At 62.3% G+C, this 20,847-nt stretch carries 22 protein-coding genes and 1 tRNA gene; 11 read left to right on the top strand and 12 right to left on the bottom strand.

Going from position 1 to position 20,847, the window contains the following annotated elements; all coding sequences use genetic code 11:
* Positions 1 to 254 precede the first annotated feature (254 nt).
* Entirely contained in the window at positions 255 to 1,610 is a 1,356-nt protein-coding gene (locus tag AC0NID_RS18740; protein WP_474033303.1) for an IS5 family transposase, read from the top strand.
* Between the two features lie 122 nt (positions 1,611 to 1,732).
* On the opposite strand, the gene AC0NID_RS18735 is transcribed toward AC0NID_RS18740, so the two are convergent.
* Together AC0NID_RS18735 and AC0NID_RS18730 are read right to left on the bottom strand one after the other, a co-directional pair.
* Positions 1,733 to 1,808: transfer RNA gene (locus AC0NID_RS18735), tRNA-Lys, on the bottom strand.
* A gap of 104 nt (positions 1,809 to 1,912) precedes the next feature.
* Positions 1,913 to 2,824, bottom strand: a complete 912-nt coding sequence (locus tag AC0NID_RS18730; protein ID WP_473458938.1) for a PhzF family phenazine biosynthesis protein — start codon at positions 2,822 to 2,824, stop codon at positions 1,913 to 1,915.
* A 114-nt stretch (positions 2,825 to 2,938) separates the two neighbouring features.
* Here AC0NID_RS18730 and AC0NID_RS18725 point away from each other — a divergent pair, with 114 nt between their 5' ends.
* The 4 genes from AC0NID_RS18725 (at position 2,939) to AC0NID_RS18710 (ending at position 6,620) form a co-directional block, all read left to right on the top strand.
* Positions 2,939 to 4,234 carry an efflux RND transporter periplasmic adaptor subunit gene (locus AC0NID_RS18725; RefSeq protein WP_473458940.1) on the top strand — a complete coding sequence of 432 codons (1,296 nt, stop codon included), beginning with the start codon at positions 2,939 to 2,941 and terminating at the stop codon, positions 4,232 to 4,234.
* A gap of 4 nt (positions 4,235 to 4,238) precedes the next feature.
* On the top strand, positions 4,239 to 4,943 hold the full coding sequence (locus AC0NID_RS18720) for an ABC transporter ATP-binding protein (RefSeq protein ID WP_473458942.1): 705 nt from the start codon (positions 4,239 to 4,241) through the stop codon (positions 4,941 to 4,943).
* Positions 4,944 to 5,046: 103 nt separating this feature from the next.
* A complete protein-coding gene (locus AC0NID_RS18715) occupies positions 5,047 to 6,264 on the top strand; it encodes an ABC transporter permease (protein WP_473458944.1) in 1,218 nt (405 codons plus the stop codon).
* 113 nt (positions 6,265 to 6,377) lie between these two features.
* Positions 6,378 to 6,620 carry a hypothetical protein gene (locus tag AC0NID_RS18710; RefSeq protein WP_473458946.1) on the top strand — a complete coding sequence of 81 codons (243 nt, stop codon included), beginning with the start codon at positions 6,378 to 6,380 and terminating at the stop codon, positions 6,618 to 6,620.
* 99 nt (positions 6,621 to 6,719) lie between these two features.
* Here the strand turns inward: AC0NID_RS18710 and AC0NID_RS18705 are convergent, their stop codons facing one another.
* On the bottom strand, positions 6,720 to 7,436 hold the full coding sequence (locus AC0NID_RS18705; RefSeq protein WP_473458948.1) for a hypothetical protein: 717 nt from the start codon (positions 7,434 to 7,436) through the stop codon (positions 6,720 to 6,722).
* Positions 7,437 to 7,442: 6 nt separating this feature from the next.
* Positions 7,443 to 8,555: an endonuclease/exonuclease/phosphatase family protein gene (locus tag AC0NID_RS18700; RefSeq protein ID WP_473458950.1), complete on the bottom strand. Its 1,113-nt coding sequence runs from the start codon at positions 8,553 to 8,555 to the stop codon at positions 7,443 to 7,445.
* Positions 8,556 to 8,710: 155 nt separating this feature from the next.
* On the opposite strand from AC0NID_RS18700, the gene AC0NID_RS18695 reads away from it, so the two are divergent.
* The 3 genes from AC0NID_RS18695 to AC0NID_RS18685 all read left to right on the top strand — a co-directional run bounded on the left by AC0NID_RS18695 (position 8,711) and on the right by AC0NID_RS18685 (position 10,130).
* Positions 8,711 to 9,310: a BA14K family protein gene (locus AC0NID_RS18695; protein ID WP_473458952.1), complete on the top strand. Its 600-nt coding sequence runs from the start codon at positions 8,711 to 8,713 to the stop codon at positions 9,308 to 9,310.
* Positions 9,311 to 9,479: 169 nt separating this feature from the next.
* Entirely contained in the window at positions 9,480 to 9,764 is a 285-nt protein-coding gene (locus tag AC0NID_RS18690; protein WP_473458954.1) for a PilZ domain-containing protein, read from the top strand.
* Positions 9,765 to 9,884: 120 nt separating this feature from the next.
* The gene (locus AC0NID_RS18685) at positions 9,885 to 10,130 is read left to right on the top strand and encodes a hypothetical protein (RefSeq protein ID WP_473458956.1); all 246 of its coding nucleotides are present in this window, start codon (positions 9,885 to 9,887) and stop codon (positions 10,128 to 10,130) included.
* A 152-nt stretch (positions 10,131 to 10,282) separates the two neighbouring features.
* Here the strand turns inward: AC0NID_RS18685 and ilvC are convergent, their stop codons facing one another.
* The 4 genes from ilvC to AC0NID_RS18665 form a co-directional block, all read right to left on the bottom strand.
* Complete coding sequence (ilvC, locus tag AC0NID_RS18680; protein WP_473458958.1) at positions 10,283 to 11,302, bottom strand: ketol-acid reductoisomerase; 1,020 nt, start codon at positions 11,300 to 11,302, stop codon at positions 10,283 to 10,285.
* A 125-nt stretch (positions 11,303 to 11,427) separates the two neighbouring features.
* Positions 11,428 to 12,090 (bottom strand): TetR/AcrR family transcriptional regulator, encoded by a 663-nt coding sequence (locus AC0NID_RS18675; protein ID WP_473458960.1) that lies wholly within the window; start codon positions 12,088 to 12,090, stop codon positions 11,428 to 11,430.
* Between the two features lie 173 nt (positions 12,091 to 12,263).
* A protein-coding gene (locus AC0NID_RS18670) for an IS630 family transposase (protein WP_473459538.1) occupies positions 12,264 to 13,207 on the bottom strand; the annotation gives its coding sequence in 2 pieces (ribosomal slippage) (positions 12,264 to 12,871 and positions 12,871 to 13,207; 945 coding nt in all).
* A gap of 92 nt (positions 13,208 to 13,299) precedes the next feature.
* Complete coding sequence (locus AC0NID_RS18665; protein WP_473458962.1) at positions 13,300 to 13,758, bottom strand: MarR family winged helix-turn-helix transcriptional regulator; 459 nt, start codon at positions 13,756 to 13,758, stop codon at positions 13,300 to 13,302.
* Positions 13,759 to 13,859: 101 nt separating this feature from the next.
* Here AC0NID_RS18665 and AC0NID_RS18660 point away from each other — a divergent pair, with 101 nt between their 5' ends.
* A complete protein-coding gene (locus AC0NID_RS18660; protein ID WP_473458964.1) occupies positions 13,860 to 14,588 on the top strand; it encodes a glutathione S-transferase family protein in 729 nt (242 codons plus the stop codon).
* Positions 14,589 to 14,639: 51 nt separating this feature from the next.
* On the opposite strand, the gene AC0NID_RS18655 is transcribed toward AC0NID_RS18660, so the two are convergent.
* Positions 14,640 to 15,050: a winged helix-turn-helix transcriptional regulator gene (locus AC0NID_RS18655; protein ID WP_473458966.1), complete on the bottom strand. Its 411-nt coding sequence runs from the start codon at positions 15,048 to 15,050 to the stop codon at positions 14,640 to 14,642.
* A gap of 136 nt (positions 15,051 to 15,186) precedes the next feature.
* On the opposite strand from AC0NID_RS18655, the gene AC0NID_RS18650 reads away from it, so the two are divergent.
* Entirely contained in the window at positions 15,187 to 16,077 is an 891-nt protein-coding gene (locus AC0NID_RS18650) for an SDR family oxidoreductase (protein WP_473458968.1), read from the top strand.
* Between the two features lie 275 nt (positions 16,078 to 16,352).
* On the opposite strand, the gene AC0NID_RS18645 is transcribed toward AC0NID_RS18650, so the two are convergent.
* Both AC0NID_RS18645 and AC0NID_RS18640 read right to left on the bottom strand, forming a co-directional pair.
* The gene (locus tag AC0NID_RS18645; RefSeq protein ID WP_473458970.1) at positions 16,353 to 18,266 is read right to left on the bottom strand and encodes a potassium transporter Kup; all 1,914 of its coding nucleotides are present in this window, start codon (positions 18,264 to 18,266) and stop codon (positions 16,353 to 16,355) included.
* A 103-nt stretch (positions 18,267 to 18,369) separates the two neighbouring features.
* Positions 18,370 to 19,110 (bottom strand): pyridoxine 5'-phosphate synthase, encoded by a 741-nt coding sequence (locus AC0NID_RS18640; RefSeq protein WP_473458972.1) that lies wholly within the window; start codon positions 19,108 to 19,110, stop codon positions 18,370 to 18,372.
* Positions 19,111 to 19,223: 113 nt separating this feature from the next.
* On the opposite strand from AC0NID_RS18640, the gene AC0NID_RS18635 reads away from it, so the two are divergent.
* Positions 19,224 to 19,628 carry a SpoIIAA family protein gene (locus AC0NID_RS18635; protein ID WP_473458974.1) on the top strand — a complete coding sequence of 135 codons (405 nt, stop codon included), beginning with the start codon at positions 19,224 to 19,226 and terminating at the stop codon, positions 19,626 to 19,628.
* 29 nt (positions 19,629 to 19,657) lie between these two features.
* Here AC0NID_RS18635 and AC0NID_RS18630 read toward each other — a convergent pair whose 3' ends face one another.
* Positions 19,658 to 20,785, bottom strand: a complete 1,128-nt coding sequence (locus AC0NID_RS18630; RefSeq protein WP_292161049.1) for an ATP-dependent DNA helicase — start codon at positions 20,783 to 20,785, stop codon at positions 19,658 to 19,660.
* Between the last annotated feature and the right edge of the window lie 62 nt (positions 20,786 to 20,847).

Here is a 20,847-nt window from a genome sequence, read left to right as displayed (position 1 = left end):
GCGACACACGCGTCGGCTCGATACGGAGGTGAGGCGGCATTTTGCCGCCTCGCGTTCTCACCCTGTTTCAGGGTCTATCCACCTAAGTCGTCATCCGTGAAGAACTCGGAATGCTTTGATTCCGTTTAACAATTTCCCCTGATTTCGGTTTTCAGATTGCCGAATTTCGTGGCTTTGGGCTGCGGTTTCCGGCAAATTGGATGCGCTTGTTCTGCGTGATTCGAGACGATACGAAGCAGCGAGGGAATCTAGCGATGCGACCGAAGGAACGGCGCGAGAGCGGCCAGACGGACCTGTTGCGATCCCGGCTCGACCACATCCTCAACATGGATCATGCGCTGGTGAAGCTGGCCAAGACGATCGACTGGCGTTTCCTCGAAGAACGGCTGGGCGAGGTCTATGACGACGATCCTGGCCGGCCGCCTTTGCCGACCCGGCTGATGGCGGGATTGGCCATCCTCAAGTCGATGCACAACCTGTCCGACGAAAGCCTGTGCGAACGTTGGCTGGAGAACCCCTACTACCAGCTGTTCTGCGGCGAGGAGTTCTTCCAGCACCGCTTGCCCTTCGATCGCACGTCATTGACGCGCTGGCGCCTGCGCATGGGCGAAGAGCGGCTCACGGCTCTGCTCCAGGAGAGCCTTGCGGCGGCGACCAGGTTGGGGGCGGCCAAGCCGTCGGACTTCCGCGCGGTAATCGTCGACACTACCGTGCAGGAAAAGGCCATCACCTTCCCGACCGACGCCAAGCTGATGCATCGCGCCCGCGAGCGGCTGGTCAAGCTGGCCAGGAAGCATGGCATTGCCCTGCGCCAGTCCTATGCGCGGGTCGGCAAGATCGCGCTGATCAAGCATCAGCGCTATGCCCATGCCAAGCAATTCAAGCGGGCCAACCGGCAACTCAAGCGCCTGCGCACCATGCTGGGCGCGGTGATCCGCGACATCACCCGCAAGCTTGCCATGCGGCCAGAGCTGGTGCAGGCCTTCGCTCTGCCGCTGTCGCTGGCCCGGCGCGTCAGGGACCAGCGCCAGCGCGAGCGGGGCAAGAAGGTGTATTCCCTGCACGCTCCGGAGGTCGAGTGCATTGGCAAGGGCAAGGCCCACAAGCCCTACGAGTTCGGCGTCAAGGTCTCCGTCGCCACCCCGCTGCAGCGCAGCCGCGGCGGCCAGTTCGTCGCCCATGTCAAGGCGCTGCCCGGCAATCCGTATGACGGCCACACGCTGGCGACCATCATCCCGGCGATCGAGGAAACCATCGGCGTCAGCCTCGGCAAGATCGTCACCGATGCCGGCTACCGCGGCCACAACGCGCCGAAGGACAAGATGTTCAAGGTCCATGTCGCCGGCTACAAGCGCGGCCTCACCCAGGCCGTCAAACGGGCGCTGCGACGCCGGGCCGCCGTAGAACCCGTCATCGGCCATCTCAAGAACGACCACCGCATGGGCCGCAACTTCCTGGCCTTCTCTGAGGGCGATGCCAACAACGCCGTGCTTGCAGCCGTCGGCTATAACTTCAGCCTCCTGCTCAACTGGCTGAGGCTTTTGTGTGCCTTCTTCCTGGTACTGTTCGCCACCCCCGCAGCGCCGCCGATCCAGCCACGAACAGCCTAATCACCGCTCTGGACGATCCAACCGGCGCACGCCCATTTACCAGCCCAGTCTTTCCGGCCCTGATCGCAACCGCCGTCAGCGAAATCGACCTTCTTCACAGCCGACTAAGTCTTTGAAATATTTGGTGGGTGCGACAGGGATCGAACCTGTGACCCGCTGATTAAGAGTCAGCTGCTCTACCAACTGAGCTACGCACCCACTCGCCGGTAAAACCAGCGTCGGCGGGCATATAGCCGCCGCCATCCGCCATGTCCAGCCCTGCCGGATTCATTTCCCGACAAATCGCCTTGAGCCAATCGCGATCAGACGGACAACCGGCCCTCCGCCACCTTGACGGCATGGCCGCCGATGCGGGCGGCGGCCAGTTTGCCGCCCTCGACATTCAGTTCGAGGCGGATGCGCGAAGGCCGCCCCATCTCCAGCCCCTGCTCGATCCAAAGCTGGGAGATACCGTCCGTCGGGCCGTCGAAATGCATGATCGCGCCGGCGAAGGCCGCCGCGGCCGAACCGGTCGCCGGGTCTTCATAGGAAGGATTGCCCGGCACGATCATGCGGACATGGAAGGCGCTTTCGTGGTTCACCGTCTCGCGGCAGTAGACATAGGGGCTGGCGAAGGCCCATTCGCTCTTACGCGGCGCCAGTTCCGACCACGCCTGGTTGTCCAGCTTTATCCGGGCCGCCGCCTCCAGACCGGCGACCGGGATGGTCACATAGGGCACGCCGGCCGACCAAAACGAGACGCGGTGATTCTCGAAGCCGATTTCGTGCGGCCCCAGGCCAAGTGCCGCGCCGATCGCCTCCGGGTCGGCGACGAGTTCCAGCGGCTCCGGCAGCTTGGCCAGGTCGAACTCGGCAAAAGTGGCGCCATCGTGCTTGCTGACGGCGCAGCGCACCGGACCGATATTCTCCTCCAGCACGAAGATGCCGGCTGTGTCGCCATCTCCGGCCATTTCGGCAAGCGCGATCGCCGAACCCACGGTCGGATGACCGGCGAACGGCATCTCGTAGTCGGGCGTGAAGATGCGGATGCGGGCGCGGTGCTTGAGATTGTCGGGCGGCAGCACGAACACGGTTTCCGACAGGTTGAACTCGCGTGCGACGGCCTGCATCGCGGCTGTGTCCAGCCCTTTGCTGTCAAGCACGACGGCCAGCGGATTGCCGGCCAGCCGCTCCGTCGTGAACACGTCGTAAAGCAAGTAATTCCGGATCTGCATCGTAGAAAGCCCTCTGCCTCAATCCCAACATGAGCGAAATTTAATTTGATATTTGAACCATTACGCCTGATCTGTGCACAGATTGGGACATCACCGATATTATAGGGGTCCGGCGTGGACCAGATTGTCAATCTGCCAAAGACGGAATCCACTCCCGCCATCGAGACGGCGCTCGGGCTTGACCGCCTGGGCCTGAAGAAAAAACGGCGTCGCTTCTGGCTCTATGGTCTGCTTGCGTTGATTGTCGCCGTTGCGAGCCTTGCCGGCTATCAATGGTATGCCGCCTCTCCCGCCAAGATAGATTACACAACGGCGCCGGCCGCTGTTGCCGATCTCACGGTCGCGGTATCGGCCACCGGCACGCTGCAGCCCCTCACCCAGGTCGACATTTCCAGCGAACTGTCCGGCGTCGTCCGGTCCGTCTCGGTCAACGAGAACCAGCAGGTGAAGAAGGGCGATGTGCTGGCGGCGCTCGACACGGCCAAGCTGGAGGTGCAGATCGAGCGCGCCGAGGCTTCCGCCAAGGCTGCGGCCGCCAATGTCGAGGACGCCACCGTTACCCTCACCGAAAATGAAAGGGCGCTTGTGCGCGCCGCGGCGCTCACCAAGCGCGGCATGGCGACGGACCAGTCGCTTGAAGCGGCGACCGCTACCCGCGACCGCTCCAAGGCAGCGCTCGACAGCGCCAAAGCCAGTCTTGCCATCGCCAATGCCGATCTCAAGGCCCAGCAGACAGACCTGGCCAAGAGCACCATCTATGCGCCCATTGACGGCATCGTCTTGACGCGCTCGGTCGATCCCGGCCAGACGGTTGCCTCCTCGCTGCAGGCGCCGGTGCTGTTCGTCATCGCCGCCGACCTCAAGAACATGGAATTGAAGGCAGCGGTCGACGAGGCCGACATCGGCGCGGTCAAGCCCGGCCAGCATGCGCGCTTCACCGTCGACGCTTTCCCGGAACGGCCGTTCGATGCCGAGATCCGGGACATTTCCTATGCCTCCGTCACCACCGACGGCGTCGTCACCTACGACGCGCGCTTCGATGTCGACAACGACGAGCTTCTGTTGCGGCCCGGCATGACCGCCACCGTTTCGGTCGTCACCAGGGAGGCCAAGGGCGTGCTCACCGTGCCCGCCACTGCCTTCCGCTATCGGCCGGCGCAAACACCCGCCCGCGCGTGGAGCCTGAGCGACCTGTTCACGGGCCGTATGGGCCGCCCGGGTGGCAACCGCCAGCGCCAGGCGGCAACGGCGCAGCCCATCGACGGCTCGCGCACGCTCTACGTACTGGAGAACGGGCGACCCCGGCCGGTCAACGTCAAGACCGGCTCGACCGATGGCGAACTGACCGAGATCATTTCCGGCCTCAACGAAGGCGCGCTCGTCATCACCGCGTCACAACAGCGGGGCTGACGTCATGTCGGGCTCCGTGCTCATCTCCTTCGACAAGGTTTGGAAGAGCTATGGGCAGGGCGAGGCCCGGATCCATGCACTGGCCGGCGTCGACCTTGCCATACGCCGCGGTGAATTCGTTGCCATCATGGGTCCTTCGGGTTCGGGCAAGTCGACGGCGATGAACATCATCGGCTGCCTCGACACGCCGACGGCCGGAACCTACAGATTCGAGGGCATCGACGCTGGCCGTCTCGACCGCAACCGCCGCGCCGTGCTGCGCAACCTCTATGTCGGCTTCGTCTTCCAGGGCTACAATCTCCTGCCGCGCACCACGGCGGTGGAAAATGTCGAACTGCCGCTGATCTATCGCGGCGTCGCCGCCCGCCAGCGTCACGATCTTGCCATGAAAGCGCTGGCCGAGGTCGGCCTGGTCGGCCGCGAGCATCATACGCCGGCAGAGCTCTCCGGCGGCCAACAGCAGCGCGTGGCGATCGCCCGCGCCATCGTCACCAGACCGGCCCTGCTCGTCGCCGACGAGCCGACCGGCAACCTCGACACCGCCCGCACCCACGAGATCATGGTACTCCTGACGCAGCTGAACACCGAGCTTGGCCTCACCATCGCCATGGTCACCCACGAGGCCGATGTCGCCGGCTTCGCCCAGCGCACGGTCCGCTTCCTCGACGGCCACGTCGCCTCCGACACCATGAACCTCGAGATGGCCTAGCCATGATCCTGAAAAGTGGAATCCGGTTTTCGGAAGAGATCATGGCTAGACAAAGAGATAGAGCCCCATCCCGGTTCTATCGGGATGGATCAGGCTCTAGACCATGATCTGGGAAACCATCCGCCTCTCGCTGCTGTCGGTGCGCCGCAACGTGCTGCGCTCGTTTCTGACGCTGCTTGGCATCGTCATCGGCGTCGCCGCCGTCATCGCCATGCTCACCATCGGCTCGGGCACCACCGAAAAGGTCAAGGCCGATATCTCCAAGCTTGGCAGCAATCTGCTCGTCGTCCGTTCCGGGCGCCCTGCCGGTCCCGGCGGGCCGGGCGGTCTCGACCAGGCCACCCGCCCGCTCGGCAGCAAGGAACTTGCCGCGCTTGTTGCACACCTGAGCGGCGCCCGCGCCATCTCGCCAGCCTCGCAAAAGCAGGTGCGTGTCATCTTCGGCACCGAAAGCCTGACATCGGGCGTCACCGGCACCGACAGCGCGTATCTGGACGCGCGCGACTGGAAACTCGTCTCGGGCCGTCCGTTCAGCGATTCGGAGACCCGCTCCGGCACCGGCGTCTGCCTGATCGGCGAGACGGTGCGCCAGCAGTTTTTCGGCGCCGGCGATCCCGAAGGCGAGATCATCCGCGTCAACCGCACCTCGTGCAAGGTCATCGGCCTGCTCGAGCCGAAGGGCTATACCGGCTTCGGCCAGGACCAGGACAATGTCGTGCTGATGCCGCTCGCCGCCTACCAGCGCCGTGTCGCCGGCAACCGCGACATCGACTCGATCTACGTCGCCGCCGACGACAGGACGCCGACCACCGAGCTATTGCCGCGCGTCGAGGACATTTTGCGCGACACACGCCGCATCACGCCCGACCGCGAGGACGATTTCTCGATACGCGACATGACCCAGATCGCCGACGCCATGGCCAGCGCCACCACGACGATGACCGGCATGCTGGGCGCGGTCGCCGGCGTCAGCCTGCTCGTCGGCGGCATCGGCATCATGAACATCATGCTGGTGTCGGTCACCGAACGCACCCGCGAGATCGGCATCCGGCTGGCCATCGGCGCGCATGAAAAGCACATCCTCATCCAGTTCCTGGTCGAGGCGACCGTGCTGTCGCTGCTCGGCGGCATCGTCGGCATCCTCATCGGCCTGGCGTTGGCTGGCCTCGCCGCGTTGACGCTGGCCATCCCTTTCGCCCCCAGCCCGGCGGTCATCCTGCTCGCGGTCGGCTTTTCCGCGCTGATCGGGATGGTGTTCGGTTTCTTCCCAGCCCTGCGCGGCGCACGGCTCGATCCGATCGACGCGCTGAGGCACGAATAGAGCGGTGCTGCGGCGCCGCCGGAAAGCCCGAAATTTGAAGCTGCCCTCGCCTGCCCCTGTCGCGTCACAGCCTGCGATGATAGAATCGCCTTGGGGATAAGGGGAATGGTGGGATGAGCAGGAAAGAGCGAGTAATCCTGGTGACGGTGATCCTTGAGGCCGCATTGGCGGGGCTGTGGTGGTATTTGGCCAGCTATGGCATGGCCAATCCCGATCATGTCACCGCCGATTTCCAGCAGGTTGTCGGTCAGACGATGGGAATGGCGATGGGGGCGTTGTTGGGCATCGGCGTCATCCTGTTTTTCGTCGCCGTCCGCAATGATCGCAAGGCCCTGGAAAACAAGACGCGTCGTTAGAGCGACGTGCGTCCACTTGGACGCACAAAGTACGCTCTAACACCTTGAATCTGCGCATCGTGCTTTCCGAAGATCGATTCCGATTTTCGGGCCGATGCGTTAGCCCTTGCCGGCAAAATGCCACTCGATCAGTGGCTTCATGTGCGGCATCAGCCCGTCCGGCAGGTTATCGGCATCGCGGATGATGACAGGCCCTTCGATTTCCGGCTCCGTCTCGGTCGCGACAAAAGCGCTGATGCGCTGCGCGATCTCATCAGCGGACGCCGTCTCGCGATAGCGGCGAAAGATGACCGTGCCGCTTGCCGTCGACAGCGCATAATAACGCCTGCCGCGGGCCGCGCCGGCAAGGTCGAGGCCGGTTTCCTCACGCACCTCGCGGATCATGTTGAAGTCGACGTCGACAAGGCCGTCGCGGAAATCGGCTGGTTCGAACGAGCCGGCGGCGAAGTAGACGCGACCGGCATTGACCGTGTGCGACGCCATGCGGATCGCCACCAGCGCATTGTCGCCGGCGACCAGCATGGCATGGGCATAGGCGTGCTCGGCGCCAGCCGCCCGTCGATTGCCGCGCCAAAGCATGAAGGTCGAGTAGCGCACCGCGTGACAGCGGCCTACAAGGCTGTTGTCGCGATAGCTGAGCGCGGAAAGCAGCACCACGGTGCCGTCGAACAGCGCCGGGTTGGCCGCGATCTCACGGCCCCAATTCTCGGCGATCGCCCGCGCATTGTCGCGCTCGAACGGATGCAGGCCGGGGTCGAGCCTGACGTCGACGGCGTCGACCGGCAAGATGACGTTGCGCGGCAGGTCGAAACTCATCTCGCTCTATGCCATGTCCAGGGTGATCGCCACCGGGCAATGGTCGGACGCCTTCGGTCGGTCCCAGCCGGCACGTGGAAAGCGGTCCACCTCCTGTCCCGCCGGAAATATCGTGCGCCACGGCTGGCCGTTGCGGATGATGTCGGGAACGGCCGTCGCGTTCTTGGCTGCCAGCGCCCTCGACAACAGGATGTAGTCGAGCTGGCACAGATGCCGCTCCTGCGGTCCGCGCGTGTGGTACAGGGTCCAGCGATCCATCTCCGGACGCCGCTCGACCACGTTTTCGCAAAAACCGCCGGCGGTGAGCAGGTTGAGGCAGGACTGGCTCTCGTCGACCACCTCGAAGCGGTAACCGTCAAAGGCGTCGCCGGCGATCTTCACGCGCTGCCGGTAGTCGTTCATGTCGCCGCAGATCGCCCAGCGCTTGTCGGCGGCATGATCCCCGCCGAAGCGCTCCTGGATGATCCGCCGCACCGCTTGCGCCTCGGCCATGCGGACCGGCATCGTCGCCTCTCGCCCGTCGAGGCCGTTGCGGGGCGGGCCCATCGACTTGAAATGCACCAGATAGAGCGTCAGCGGCACGCCGCCGACGGTCAGGTCGACCTCCAGGCAGTCGCGCCGGAAGATGCGCTCGTTGGCTTGCTGCCCAAGTGCCGCCAGTTCCGGCGTGTGCAGGCCGAACTGCTCGAAGGTGACATGGGCATGGCTGGTCATGCGCACGAATTCGACCGGCTGGCCGTCCGCGGTCTCGTCGCGCATCATCACGGCGACGTCGATGCCGCGCGTATCATTCCCGGCGGTGGTGTATTTCTGGCGGTAGCCACGCCCTATCATCTTGAACAGGTAACCGTATTCGAAGGCCTTCAGCGCCTCGATGTTGTCGACCTCCTGCATGCAGATGATGTCGGCGCGGGTGGCCGCGATCGCCAGCGCCGTCAGTTGCCGCGTATCGTCGGATTGCGCGATCGCCCGCGCCTGCTCCAGCATCCTGTATTCGGCCTCGCTCCGGATGTCGAAGAGCGTCAGCGTGCGATCTTCGTTGAGCTGGTTGCGATATCCGGAATAATCGAACCTGTTCATCAGGTTTTCGACATTGAACGTGGCGAGGCGCAGCGACATGGCGGTACCTTTGCCCACAAGCCCAGCCGAAAACAAGGGGGCTGGGCAATGCTCATTTATGGTTAATGGACCTTTTCCGTTCATCTTCCGTTCAGACGCAAAGGTCCATGATTAGGGTTACTCTGAGCGTGGGGCCTGCATCTTCGGAGAGTGAAATGAAACCGCTTTCTTTGACTACCATTCGATCGGGCATGTTGGCCTTTGGTCTTGTTTCCGGCCTCTCGGCGCCTTCCATGGCCGGGCCCATTCAGCCTGACGTCCCGCTCCCAACTGCAGCCGCTGCGCCGACGATCACGCCTGTCCGCGACAGCTGGGCGGGCGGCAATGACCGGCAGTTCAACAACTGGCAATGGCGTCGCCATGACGGGCGTCGTTTCGCAAGGTCGGGCAATTGGAACCGTAGACACTGGAACCGTGGCAACTGGAACGGTGGGCGGCACTGGCGCCAGAATCGTGGGCGGTACTACGGTGGCGGCTATTACGGCCGTTACTACGACGACAACGGCGCCGCCGCGCTTCTCGGTTTGGGCCTTGGGTTCGGCCTTGGCAGCCTGTACCAAGGCTACTACAACCAAGGCTACTACAACCAAGGATACTACAACAACGGTTACTATGCGCCGCGCCGTTACTATCGCACGCTTCCCAGCGCCCATGTCCGCTGGTGCTACGATCGCTACCGGTCATATCGCGCCTGGGACAACACGTTCCAACCCTATGGCGGTCCGCGCCGGCAGTGCTGGTCGCCCTATAGCTGATCGACTGATGCATTTCAGACGGCGCCGCCCTCGCGGCGCCGTTTTCCGTTCGGCCGGGCCTGCGAAATTGTTTTCGCCGCCGCCAATGATAACGCTATGTTTAGCAGGCAGGCCTATTCATCTTGCCAATACGACCAGATATGCGACGATCGCCCGGGAATTGTGCGCGATGGCTGAAGAGGAAAACAGGAACAAACGCAGGCAGCGCGTCTTCAAGGGCGCGACGATCCTGACCGGCATGACCCATTCCGAGGTCACATGCACGGTGCGCAACATGCATGACGGCGGCGCCGAACTGAGGGTCTCGGTCGATGCACGCGTGCCCGACGAGTTCCTGCTCTATGTGCCGACCGACGGCATCGCCTACAAGGCAGTGCTCCGCTGGCGCCGCGAAGACCGCGTTGGCGTGATGTTCACCGGTAGGGAACGGAAGCCTCACTGGCACTACGGCTGAACGCCGGCTGTGGTGCTCGCAAGATGGTCGTCACCAAGGCGCTCATAAGAACTCTCTCAGCCTTGAAGTCATGCGTGAGGTCAATAAGCTAGCACCGCGGTGTCTTCTGACGAGATGGCAATGAACAAAGACCTTAGTATGCAGTCTTATGCCGACATCGTAGATTTTTCAGCCCGCCTGGCCACCTACTCTACATCCCTGTTTCCAGACATTATTGGACACGGTCATTATGAATCGCGAGCTAAGCAGTTAGCAATTCGCGACATCATACTCCTATGCATTTCAGTGAGGAGAATTACTGAATTGACAAAAAAGTACGAACTTCTAAAGACTCAAGAAGTGCCGTGCTTTACAGAGGTGATCTGAAGTATTTTGAAATCTATAAATTTGTAAAGATAATCGTCACCTTCACTGAAAAAAATAGACGACGTTCTCTCCGCTCAGCTCACAGAATTTTTTGTCGGTGAATTGTACGAGTAGGGCGGCGATAACGATACACCGCCCATCTCTAAGCAACGTCAGTTCTTGGCCTTGTCGACCAGCTTGTTCTTTGAAATCCACGGCATCATCGCCCGCAGTTTGGTGCCGACTTCCTCGATCTGGTGGCTGTCGTTGATACGGCGGATGCCCTTGAAGCGCGACATGCCGGCGCGGTATTCCTGCATCCACTCGGAGGTGAACTTGCCGGTCTGGATGTCCTTCAGCACGCGCTTCATCTCGGCCTTGGTTTCGGCGGTGATGATGCGCGGGCCCGAAACATATTCGCCCCATTCGGCGGTGTTCGAGATCGAGTAGTTCATGTTGGCGATGCCACCCTCATAGATGAGGTCGACGATCAGCTTGACCTCGTGCAGGCACTCGAAATAGGCCATTTCCGGGGCATAGCCGGCCTCCACCAGCGTCTCGAAGCCGGCGCGGATCAGCTCGACCAGACCGCCGCACAGCACCACCTGTTCGCCGAACAGGTCGGTCTCGCATTCCTCGCGGAAATTGGTCTCGATGATGCCGGACCGGCCGCCGCCGACGCCGCAGGCATAGGACAGCGCCAGATCGAGCGCATTGCCCGAAGCGTCCTGGTTGACCGCGACCAGGCACGGCACGCCGCCGCCCTTCTGGTATTCGCCGCGCACCGTGTGGCCAGGCCCCTTCGGCGCGATCATGACGACGTCGACCGAGGCCTTCGGCTCGATCAGGCCAAAGTGCACGTTGAGGCCGTGGGCGAAGGCGATCGCCGCGCCATCGCGGATGTTCGGCGCAATCTCTGATCTGTAGATGTCGGCCTGCAGTTCGTCCGGCGTCGCCATCATCATCAGGTCGGCCCATTTGGCGGCTTCCGCCACGCTCATCACCTTGAGCCCGTCGGCCTCGACCTTCTTGGCGGTCGCCGAGCCGGCCTTGAGGCCGATGGCGATATCCTTGGCGCCGGAATCCTTGAGGTTGAGCGCATGCGCCCTGCCCTGGCTGCCATAGCCGATGATGGCGACCTTCTTGCCCTTGATCAGGTTGAGATCGGCGTCGCGATCGTAATAGACACGCATTTTTCTTCCTTCCCGTGTTGAATTCAGAGCATGATGCCGAAAAGTGTGAAGCGGTTTTCGGACGACATCATGCTCTCGCTTTGATTTAGAGCCGGATTCAGATTTCAGGTCGACTTGACCTGAAATCATCCGGATCTAGAGGCCTTGGGCCCGGTTTTTGCTCCATAAAGAGCGAGAAACTGCTGCGTTGCCCGGACGGCATCGCCGCCGATCGCCGCATCAGTCAATTCCAGCCTGTCGCCGAGCAGAAGTCGTATCTGCACGTCGCGGGCGACCAGCCCGAAAAAGGTGCGGAATGCCGTTTCGGCATCCGAGAACTCGAGAAGCCCGGCCTGCTGCCCTGCTTCCAGCACCGGCTTCAGGCGCCTGGCCAGCGCAAAGCGGCCGTTCCCCAGCACGATGGCGCCGAGATCGTCCTTTCCGGAACCGGCGTGGCCAACCGCCACACGGTTCAGCGCGATCGACGTGTCGCTCGAAATCACCTTGAGCCAGTCGGACGCAAAGCCCTCCAGGCTCGCCGTCAGCGAGGCAAGGTCGAGCCCCTTGCGGTCGACCGGCACCACCCGCACCTTGGAGGCCTGCCATTGCACCGTTGCCGTCAAAAGCCCGTCGCGATCGCCGAACCATTTGTAGAGCGTTTCCTTGGAACAGCTCGCCCGCCGCGCCACGGCGGCCATGGTCAGGTGATCGCCCTCCTCGACCAGCAGGCGAAGTGCGGCGTCGAGCACGGCTTTCTGCCGCTCCGTCAGCGCTTCGCCAGTATCGATGTCGACACCTGTCTGCAACAAACTCTTTTTCCTGCTCTGTGGCGGCGCGCTCGCCGATGCCACGCATGCCGTACCGTACGTTACGGTTCGGCTTATCGCGCAATCCGGTTCCCGGCGCAAGAGGGGTCGACACAAAAAATAGTCGGGAGCAGACGTGTGACACCTGCCTAGCCAGGCTTTAGAGCGGGATGAGATTACCTCCAGTCATATCCTGAGTTTGCGAAATAATTTGAGCACTCGACAGGTGTGACGCGGTTGAGAATCTGGCCGATGGCGTCGCAAACCGTTTCGACGGTCCGTTTTGCGGCCTTTCGCAGCCAGTGCTTGAGCTTGGCGAAGAGCTGTTCGATCGGATTGAGGTCGGGCGAGTATTTCGGCAGGAAGAAGAGCCTCGCGCCGGCGTTTCGGATCGCGCGGCGCACGGCCTTGCCTTTGTGACTGCCGAGATTGTCCAAGACGACGATGTCGCCCGGACGAAGGGTCGGCGAGAGAACCTTCTCGACATAGAGGAGGAACCTCTCGCCGTTGATCGGCCCGTCGATGAGCCAAGGCGCGTCGACGCGATCCTGGCGTAGCGCTGCCAGGAAGGTCATTGTCTTCCAGTGGCCATTGGGAACTTTGGCCTTGATCCGCTGTCCGACCGGCGCCCAGCCCCTGAGCGGGGCCATGTTGGTCTTGGTCCAGGTCTCGTCGATGAACACCAGGCGGGCGGGGTCGATCCGGCCCTGATACTGAACCCACTGCGCCCGCCGGCGCGCCACATCGGGACGGTCCTGCTCGGCGGCGATCAGCGTCTTTTTTTATGCGACAGCCCCTCGGCGTGCACGAACTCCCACACCGAACGATAGTCGACCTTCAGGCCGCGCTCGCCAAGTTCGGCGACAAGCCCGCGCAAGGTGAAGGCCTTATCCCGGCAACGCTCGACCAGCCAGTCGCGCCACGCCCCCGATATCTTCTTCGGCTTATAGCCGCCGACCTGGCGGGGCTTGACGCTGCCGGTCTCCTCGAAAAGCTTCAGCCACTCGATCGCCGCGCTGTAGCTGACCCCAAAGCGAGCCGCCGCCGCACGCCGCGACATGCCCTCCTGCTTGACCGCTGCCACAACCCGTTCGCGAAGGTCCATCGAATATGATGCCATCCATGCTGGCCTCCTTCCCAGCATCGATGTTGAATCAGATCATTGCTGATTTGGGAATCCTACGACTCCTACAAATCCCATCCCGCTCTAGCTCAATCGCTGGCGGGTGGATGGCGAAGCCGTCCAAGCAGCATCGATAATGCGTCGAGCTCGCTTGCCGAAAGCCTGGCGCCGACCAGTTCCGCGATCGATCGCCCGTAGACGGCCCACATGCGGCGGCGCGTCTCGCGCCCCTTCCCTGTAATGCGGACAGTCTGTCCTCGCCCGTCATCGGCAACCCTGAGCTTCTCGACCAGCCCGTCCGCTTCGAGCCGGGCCAGCAGCCGCGAGATGTTGTATTGCGCAAACAGGGTGCGCTCGATCAGCTGGAATGGCCGCAACCCACTCTCGCCCGCTTCGGCAAGCTCGTGCAGCACGTCGTACCAGGCAAGCGGCGGTAAGTCGCTGTCTTTCAGTGCGTCTTCGGCCCTTTCCAGCAACTGGCGCGAAACGCGCATCAGGCGCGCCCACGCCTTGATGGCTTTGGGCGAAGGGGTGGTTTTCTCCGTCATGGATTGCAGCATAGGGGATAGATGCAAATGCATCAAGATTGACAATAGATGCAGACGCATCCATATGTAGATGCAGTTGCAACTATATGCTGGAGAATGAAATGACCGACAAGCTCGTTCTCGTCAGCCACCATCTCTGTCCCTACGTGCAGCGCGCCGCCATCTCGCTCCGCGAGAAGGGCGTGCCGTTCGAGCGGCTCACCATCGATCTCGCCAACAAGCCGGCCTGGTTCAAGGTGATATCGCCGCTCGGCAAGGTGCCGCTGCTGCGCGTGCGGCAGAATGGCCAAGAAACGGTGATCTTCGAATCGGCGGTCATCCTCGAATTCCTCGAGGAGACGCATGCCAGCCCGCTCCATCCTGCCGACCCGCTGGCGCGCGCCCGGCATCGCGCCTGGATCGAGTTCGGCTCGGCCATCCTCAATGCCATCGGTCGGCTCTATTGCGCACTGACCGAGGCCGCCTTCATTGCCGAAAGCCAAGCTCTATCGGCGATGTTCGATCGTCTCGAAGCGGAACTGCGAGATACCAGCCGAGCTGGGCCATGGTTCGCCGGCGAGCGCTTTTCACTGGTCGACGCTGTCTATGGACCGATCTTCCGCTATTTCGACGTCTTCGACCGGATAAGCGATTTCGGCATCCTGAGCGGAAAGCCGCTTGTCGAGGCCTGGCGGAAGGGATTGCACGAACGCGAGTCGGTGAAGGACGCTGTCACCCCGGACTATCCACTGCGCCTTCACGCATTCCTGCAAGCGAAGGGTTCGCATCTCTCGAAAATCATCCGCCGCAACGAGGCGGCCACTGCGCTTCCTTGGTCCCGATCCGCCTGAACGGATCGACCACGGTTCCAGCCACCATCAAGGCAAGAATATTTGATGGTTTCACGCTTGGGTGCTGTCGAAAGCGTTCCGCGCATCGCGCACGGCACCATGATTGCGCTCGGCCCACTGGAGCAGTTGATGCAGGGGCCCGAACATTGAACGCCCCAGATCGGTCAGACTATACTCGACGCTCGGCGGCTTCGTCGGAAACACCTCGCGATGCACGTAGCCGTCGCGCTGCAAATCGTGCAGCGTCTGGGTCAGCATGCGCTGCGAGATGTCGGGCACCAAGCGCCGCAATTCGCCGAAGCGGTACGGCTTTTCGGCCAGCGCCATCATCAGCAGCGAACTCCATTTGTTGCTGATGCCCTGGATCACATCGCGAACTGGACAGTCCGCAATGTTTCCCCCGCCGCTGCCCGCTTTGTAAATCTCGAGCTTCGATCTCAGATTGACGATCTTGCTGTCCATCGCTGGTTCCCTGCGCCTGCCTACCTCCCGCAAAACTGCCTTCTTTACGAGGGTCGGTCAATTCCTATTTTAGTGCTGGTCTCTTTTTGAGACTTATATAAGCACCCGCCGCTCCGGCGCAACGATAGGACTCCCCATGACCGAAACCCTTCTCGTCACCGGCGCCTCCGGCCAGCTCGGCCGCGGCGTCATCCATCATCTGCTGGACACGCTCAACGTTGCGCCCGCGCGCATCATCGCCGCCACGCGCAATCCGGAAAGCCTCGCCGACCTGGCGGCGCGCGGCGTCACCATCAGGCAAGCCGATTTCGATGACGCGGCGTCGCTCGTCGATGCGTTCAACGGCGCCGACAGGGTCCTGATCATCTCGACCGGCGAGATCGACCTTGGGGGCAAGCGCCTCAAGCAGCATGAGAATGCAGTCGCCGCAGCCAGGAAGGCCGGCGTTTCGCATCTGCTGTACACCTCGATGCCCACTCCTGAGCCGGGATCGCCGGTGCTGTTTGCGGGTGATCATTACGGGACCGAGCAGGCGATCAAGGCGAGCGGCATTCCCTATACGATCTTCCGCAACGGCTGGTATCAGGAGAACCTGTTCATGTCGCTGCCGCATGCCATTGCCTCTGGATACTGGTATACAGCCGCCGCCGACGGCCGCATTGCCCATGGCGCCCGCGACGACATGGCCGCGGCGATCGCCGCCGGTCTTGCATCGGGCGCTGTCGAAAGCGCCACATACACGCTGACGGGTCCGCAGGCCCATACGGTCGCCGAGATCGCGGCCCTGGTGACCGACGTCACCGGCAAGCCCATCGAGGTCGTCCAGCTTTCGGACGAAGCGCTGACCGAGGGACTGAAGGCGGCGGGCATTCCCTCGGATTTCGCCCCCGTCATCGTTTCCTTCGACACCAACACGCGCTCGGGCCGTATCGGCATGGTGACCGACGCGATCGAGACGCTTTCAGGCAAGAAGCCACAGTCGCTCAGGCATTTCCTCGAAGCGAACAAGGCAGCTCTGGCTGGCTGAAGGCTATGAAAGCACCGCCGCGCGGTACAGAACCTTCCAAGGCCGGCGGGACAGCACCCCCTATGTCCTGCCGGACATCTCCCCGCAAGGGGAGATTCCGCTTCAGCGCCTCGCCCTTCCACCAACGCTGAAGATCGGCGAAGCCCGACACGGCATCCGATCTCCCCCCTTGCGGGGGAGATGGCCGGCAGGCCAGTGGGGGCTGGGAAGGATCGCTACAGAACGGGTTATTCCACCCGCCGCATTTCATTCTTCGACCGCTCTCACGGCATGCCCTAAATCGCCACCTGCGTTCCGATCTCGACCACACGTCCGGTCGGGATCTGGAAATACTCGGTCGCATCCGCCGCCGTGCGGGCCAGTCCGATGAACAGCTTGTCCTGCCACACCGGCATGCCGGAATTCGGTGACGCCTTGAGCGAGCGCCGCGACAGGAAGAACGACGTCGTCATGATGTCGAACTTCCAGCCCTGCTTGCGGCAGATCGCCAGCGCACGCGGGATGTTGGGCTGCTCCATGTAGCCGAAGGTCAGCGTCACCCGCATGAACAGCTCGTTGATCGTTTCCATCTTGACCCGATCGCTATCGGGCACGAGAGGCTGCTGCGCGGTGACCACCGACAGGATGACGTTCTGTTCATGCAGCACCTTGTAGTGCTTCAGGCTGTGCATCAGCGCGGTCGGCGCGCTTTGCGGGTCGCTGGTCAGGAACACGGCCGTACCGGACACCAGCTGCGGCTTCTTCTTCAACAAATTGCCGGCAAGGAAATCGAGCGGAATCTCGTTCCGGCGCGTCTTGTCGAACAGATAGCGGCTCCCGCGTATCCAGGTCCCCATGATCAGCCCCATGATGCAGGCAACAGCGATCGAAACCCATCCGCCTTCCACGAATTTCACGATATTTGCCAGGAAAAAGCCGGTATCTATCGTGCCAAAGAGCAGCGCGAGCGCCGCGGCGAGTGCGACCTGCCATTTCCATTGCCACCGCATCACCACGAACAGCAAAATCGTCGTCATCAGCATCTCGCCTGTCACCGAAATTCCGTAGGCGGAAGCCAGGGAGCTCGAACTGCCGAAGCCGACGACCAGCAGCATCACGCCGAGTGCGAGAAGGAGGTTCACGCGCGGCATGTAAATTTGGCCGAGTTGCATCTCGGACGTATGCTGAACCTCGATCCTGGGCAGAAGATTGAGCTGCACCGCCTGCCGGGTCAGCGAAAACGCCCCGGAGATAACGGCTTGACTGGCGATGACGGTCGCTGCTGTTGCGAGCGCAACCATCGGTATCAGCGCCCAATCCGGCAGCATTTGGAAAAACGGATTGTCGGGCAGCCCACCGTGAGCAAGAACGAATGCGCCTTGCCCAAAATAGCTGAGTAACAGGCAGGGGAAGACGATCCAGAACCAGGCGAGCACGATTGGACGGCGACCGAAGTGGCCGAGATCGACGTAAAGCGCCTCAGCACCGGTGACCGCCAGAAAAACCGCGCCGACCGTAAGAAATGCGCCCGTCTTGGCTTCGGCAAGGTAGACGACCGCATAATAGGGATTGATTGCCAAAAGTACCGAGGGATCGTCAAGGATGTGCAGCAATCCGGCAATGCCGATCGCCAGAAACCAGAGCGCTGTCACCGGCCCGAAAACGGAGGCCACTTTACCGGTCCCGAAGCGCTGCACGGCGAACAAGATGGCCAGAATTACCAACGTAATGGGAACCACGTACGGGTCGAACGCCGGGGTCGCCACGCTCAGACCTTCCACCGCTGAAAGCACCGAGATGGCAGGCGTTATGATCGCGTCGCCGAAAAACAGTGCGGCTCCGCAGAGACCAATGCCAAGAATGATGCTGGAACCAGCCGGATAAGCTTTCCGGGCCAGCGCCATGAGCGACAGGGTACCGCCCTCACCCTTGTTATCCGCCCGAAGCACGAAGGCGACGTACTTGATTGTCACGATAATCGTCAGTGCCCAGACGATCAGCGACAGAATACCCAAAACGGCGCTGCGCGGATCGGTGCCGGACGAAGCATGCAGCGCTTCGCGAAGCGCGTAGATCGGGCTGGTGCCGATGTCGCCGTAGACAACGCCCAGCGCGCCCAGCATCAAGACCTTGGTGCTGTGCTTTTCGACCTCAGGATGGCTCGATTGTTCGACGGGTTCTGCCTCACTACCAGTGTTGGTAAGGGCCATAGGCGACACTCCGATAAGCGGGCGGTGCTCTACGCTTGCTGCGATGCAATATCAAGTGCCCCAACGTGATGGCTGCCATGTCCGCAATGCGAGGCTTCCATCTCTACCACCCACAGGCCTTCAGATATCTTTTGACCGTGCCAGCCATGCCATACTCCAATGCATCGGCTGTCAACCCATGTCCGATCGACACTTCGGCCAATGCCGGGATGCGCTTTGCCAGTGCCGGCAGGTTGCTCACCACCAGATCGTGGCCGGCATTGACCTGAAGCCCGGCGGCGAGCGCGGCGTCAGCGGTTTTTCCCAATCTTTCCAGCTCTTTCGCCGCTTTCGCGGAATCGGAATGATAGCTGCCATACGGGCCTGTATAGAGCTCGATCCGGTCGGCGCCGGTATCGCGCGCGGCCTTCACGCCTGCCGGATCCGCATCGGAAAACAATGACACGCGAAAGCCCCCTTTCTTCAGGCGCTTGACGATCGGTGTCAGGAACGCAGTCTCGGCGACGAAGTTCCAGCCATGGTCCGAGGTGGCCTGGGCAGGGTCGTCGGGCACCAGCGTCACCTGCTCCGGCTGGTGCTTTTCCACAAGCGCCAGGAATTCCTCGCTCGGATAGCCTTCGATGTTGAATTCAGCTCTGGGAAATTCGTCATCGATCAGCGCCCTGATCTCCGGCAGGTCGGAATGCCGGGTGTGCCGCTCGTCGGGCCGCGGATGCACCGTCAGCCCATGCGCCCCCGCGGCCAGCGCCAGACGCCCAAGCCCGATGACGCTTGGCCACGGCAGGTCGCGCCGGTTGCGCAGCATGGCGATGGCATTGAGATTGACGGAGAGCTTTGCAGGCATGGCTTCTCGGGTCCGGATGTATTTGCGGCCATCTATACCGCCATTGGCGGGAACAGACAGGGGGTTTTCGGTGTTCCAGAAGGGCGGATAATGTCCAGCAAGAGGAAGCCCTCGTGAATTATCTTGAAGAAGTGCCGGCGGTTCGCCGCATCGACACCGACCGCGACGACCTTTTCGCCATCGACGTCGTCGGCCATGTCACGGCGGCCGACGCGGAAAACCTGTTCGGATTGCTGGAGGCGGCTTATGCGCTGCACCCGAAAATCGACGTGCTGGTGCGCCTGATCGACCATGACGGCGTCGATTGGGCCGATGTGTCGGACGAAACGCTCGAACAGGGCACGGCCCATGCAGTGGAGCATGTCAGCCGCTGCGCGGCGGTCGGCGAGCCAAACTGGGTGCCCGACGCGCAGGGCTTGCTGCCTGCTTCGTTGCCAGCCGAACTCAGGCATTTCAAGAGCGAGGACGAAGCGGCCGCTTGGCAATGGCTCAGCGCCAGGCCGATTGTCCCGCGATAACGCAGTGCCCGGCCCCTGGCTCGACCGGCCTACCTGACAATCGTCAGCCGTTCGGCCGCCCGCGTGATCGCGGTGTAGAGCCAGCGCTGGCGGGTTTCCTTGAACGCCCAGCTTTCGTCGAATAGCACGATCTCGTTCCACTGCGACCCCTGCGCCTTGTGCACGGTCAGTGCGTAACCGTAGTCGAAATCGTCGAAGCGCTTTTTCTGCTGCCAGGGAATGTCGGCGTCCGGATCCTCGAACGCCGCCTTGAGCAGCTTGATCTTGGCAACGCCGCGGTCCGGATCGTCCTCCTCCGGCGAAACCAGGAGGTTGATGCCGGGCTTCACCGTCTCGCGCGACGAGGTCATCACCTTCCACAGCGAGCCGTTGAGCAGCCCCTTGGCCGGGTCGTTGCGCAGGCAGACGAGCTTGTCGCCGGCCTGTGGATAGTCGGCATTGAACCCCTTCAATTCGCGCAGCCGCTGGTTATAGCGACGCCGCGTCCTGTTGGTGCCGACCAGCACCTGATCCGCCTTCAGCACCAGCTCCTGGGTGACGTCTTCCTTGCCGATCACCTGCGCCGTGCCGTAGTCGCCGCGCATGAATTCTCGCCCCTCGCGCACGTCGAGCGCCAGCCGGATGATCGGGTTGTCGCGCGCCTGCCGGTGGATTTCGGTGAGCAGGATATCCGGCTCATGGTCGGTAAAGAAGCCGCCGCCCGAGATCGGTGGCAATTGGCCAGGATCGCCCAGAACAAGGATCGGCGTGCCGAAACTCATCAGGTCGCGGCCAAGCTGTTCGTCGACCATCGAGCATTCGTCGATGACCACCAGTTTGGCCCGCGAGATCGGACTTTGCCGGTTGAGCGAAAAGGTCGGCGACATCGAGGTCTTGCCGGTCACCTCGTCCGCTACCGATTCCTCGCCCTTCGGCCGGTAGATCAGCGAATGGATGGTACGGGCGTTGACCGCGCCCTTGGAACGCAGCACTTGTGCCGCCTTGCCGGTGAAGGCCGCGAACTGCACCTGGCCGTCGACATGCTCGGCGAAATAGCGCGCCAGCGTCGTCTTGCCGGTGCCGGCATAGCCGAACAGCCGGAAGAGCTGCGGCTTTCCGGTCTTGAGCCAGTTGGCGACCGCTTTCAGCGCATCGTCCTGTTGAGGAGAGAATTCCATCAGCGCGAGAGACCGGATTCGCGAGGGAAAGACAAGGTCAGGCCGTCACCATCGATGCTATC

Source organism: Mesorhizobium sp. WSM4821, from assembly GCF_055901555.1.
Note: the sequence above shows the minus strand (reverse complement) of the source record. Positions and strands in the feature narration are given on the sequence as shown.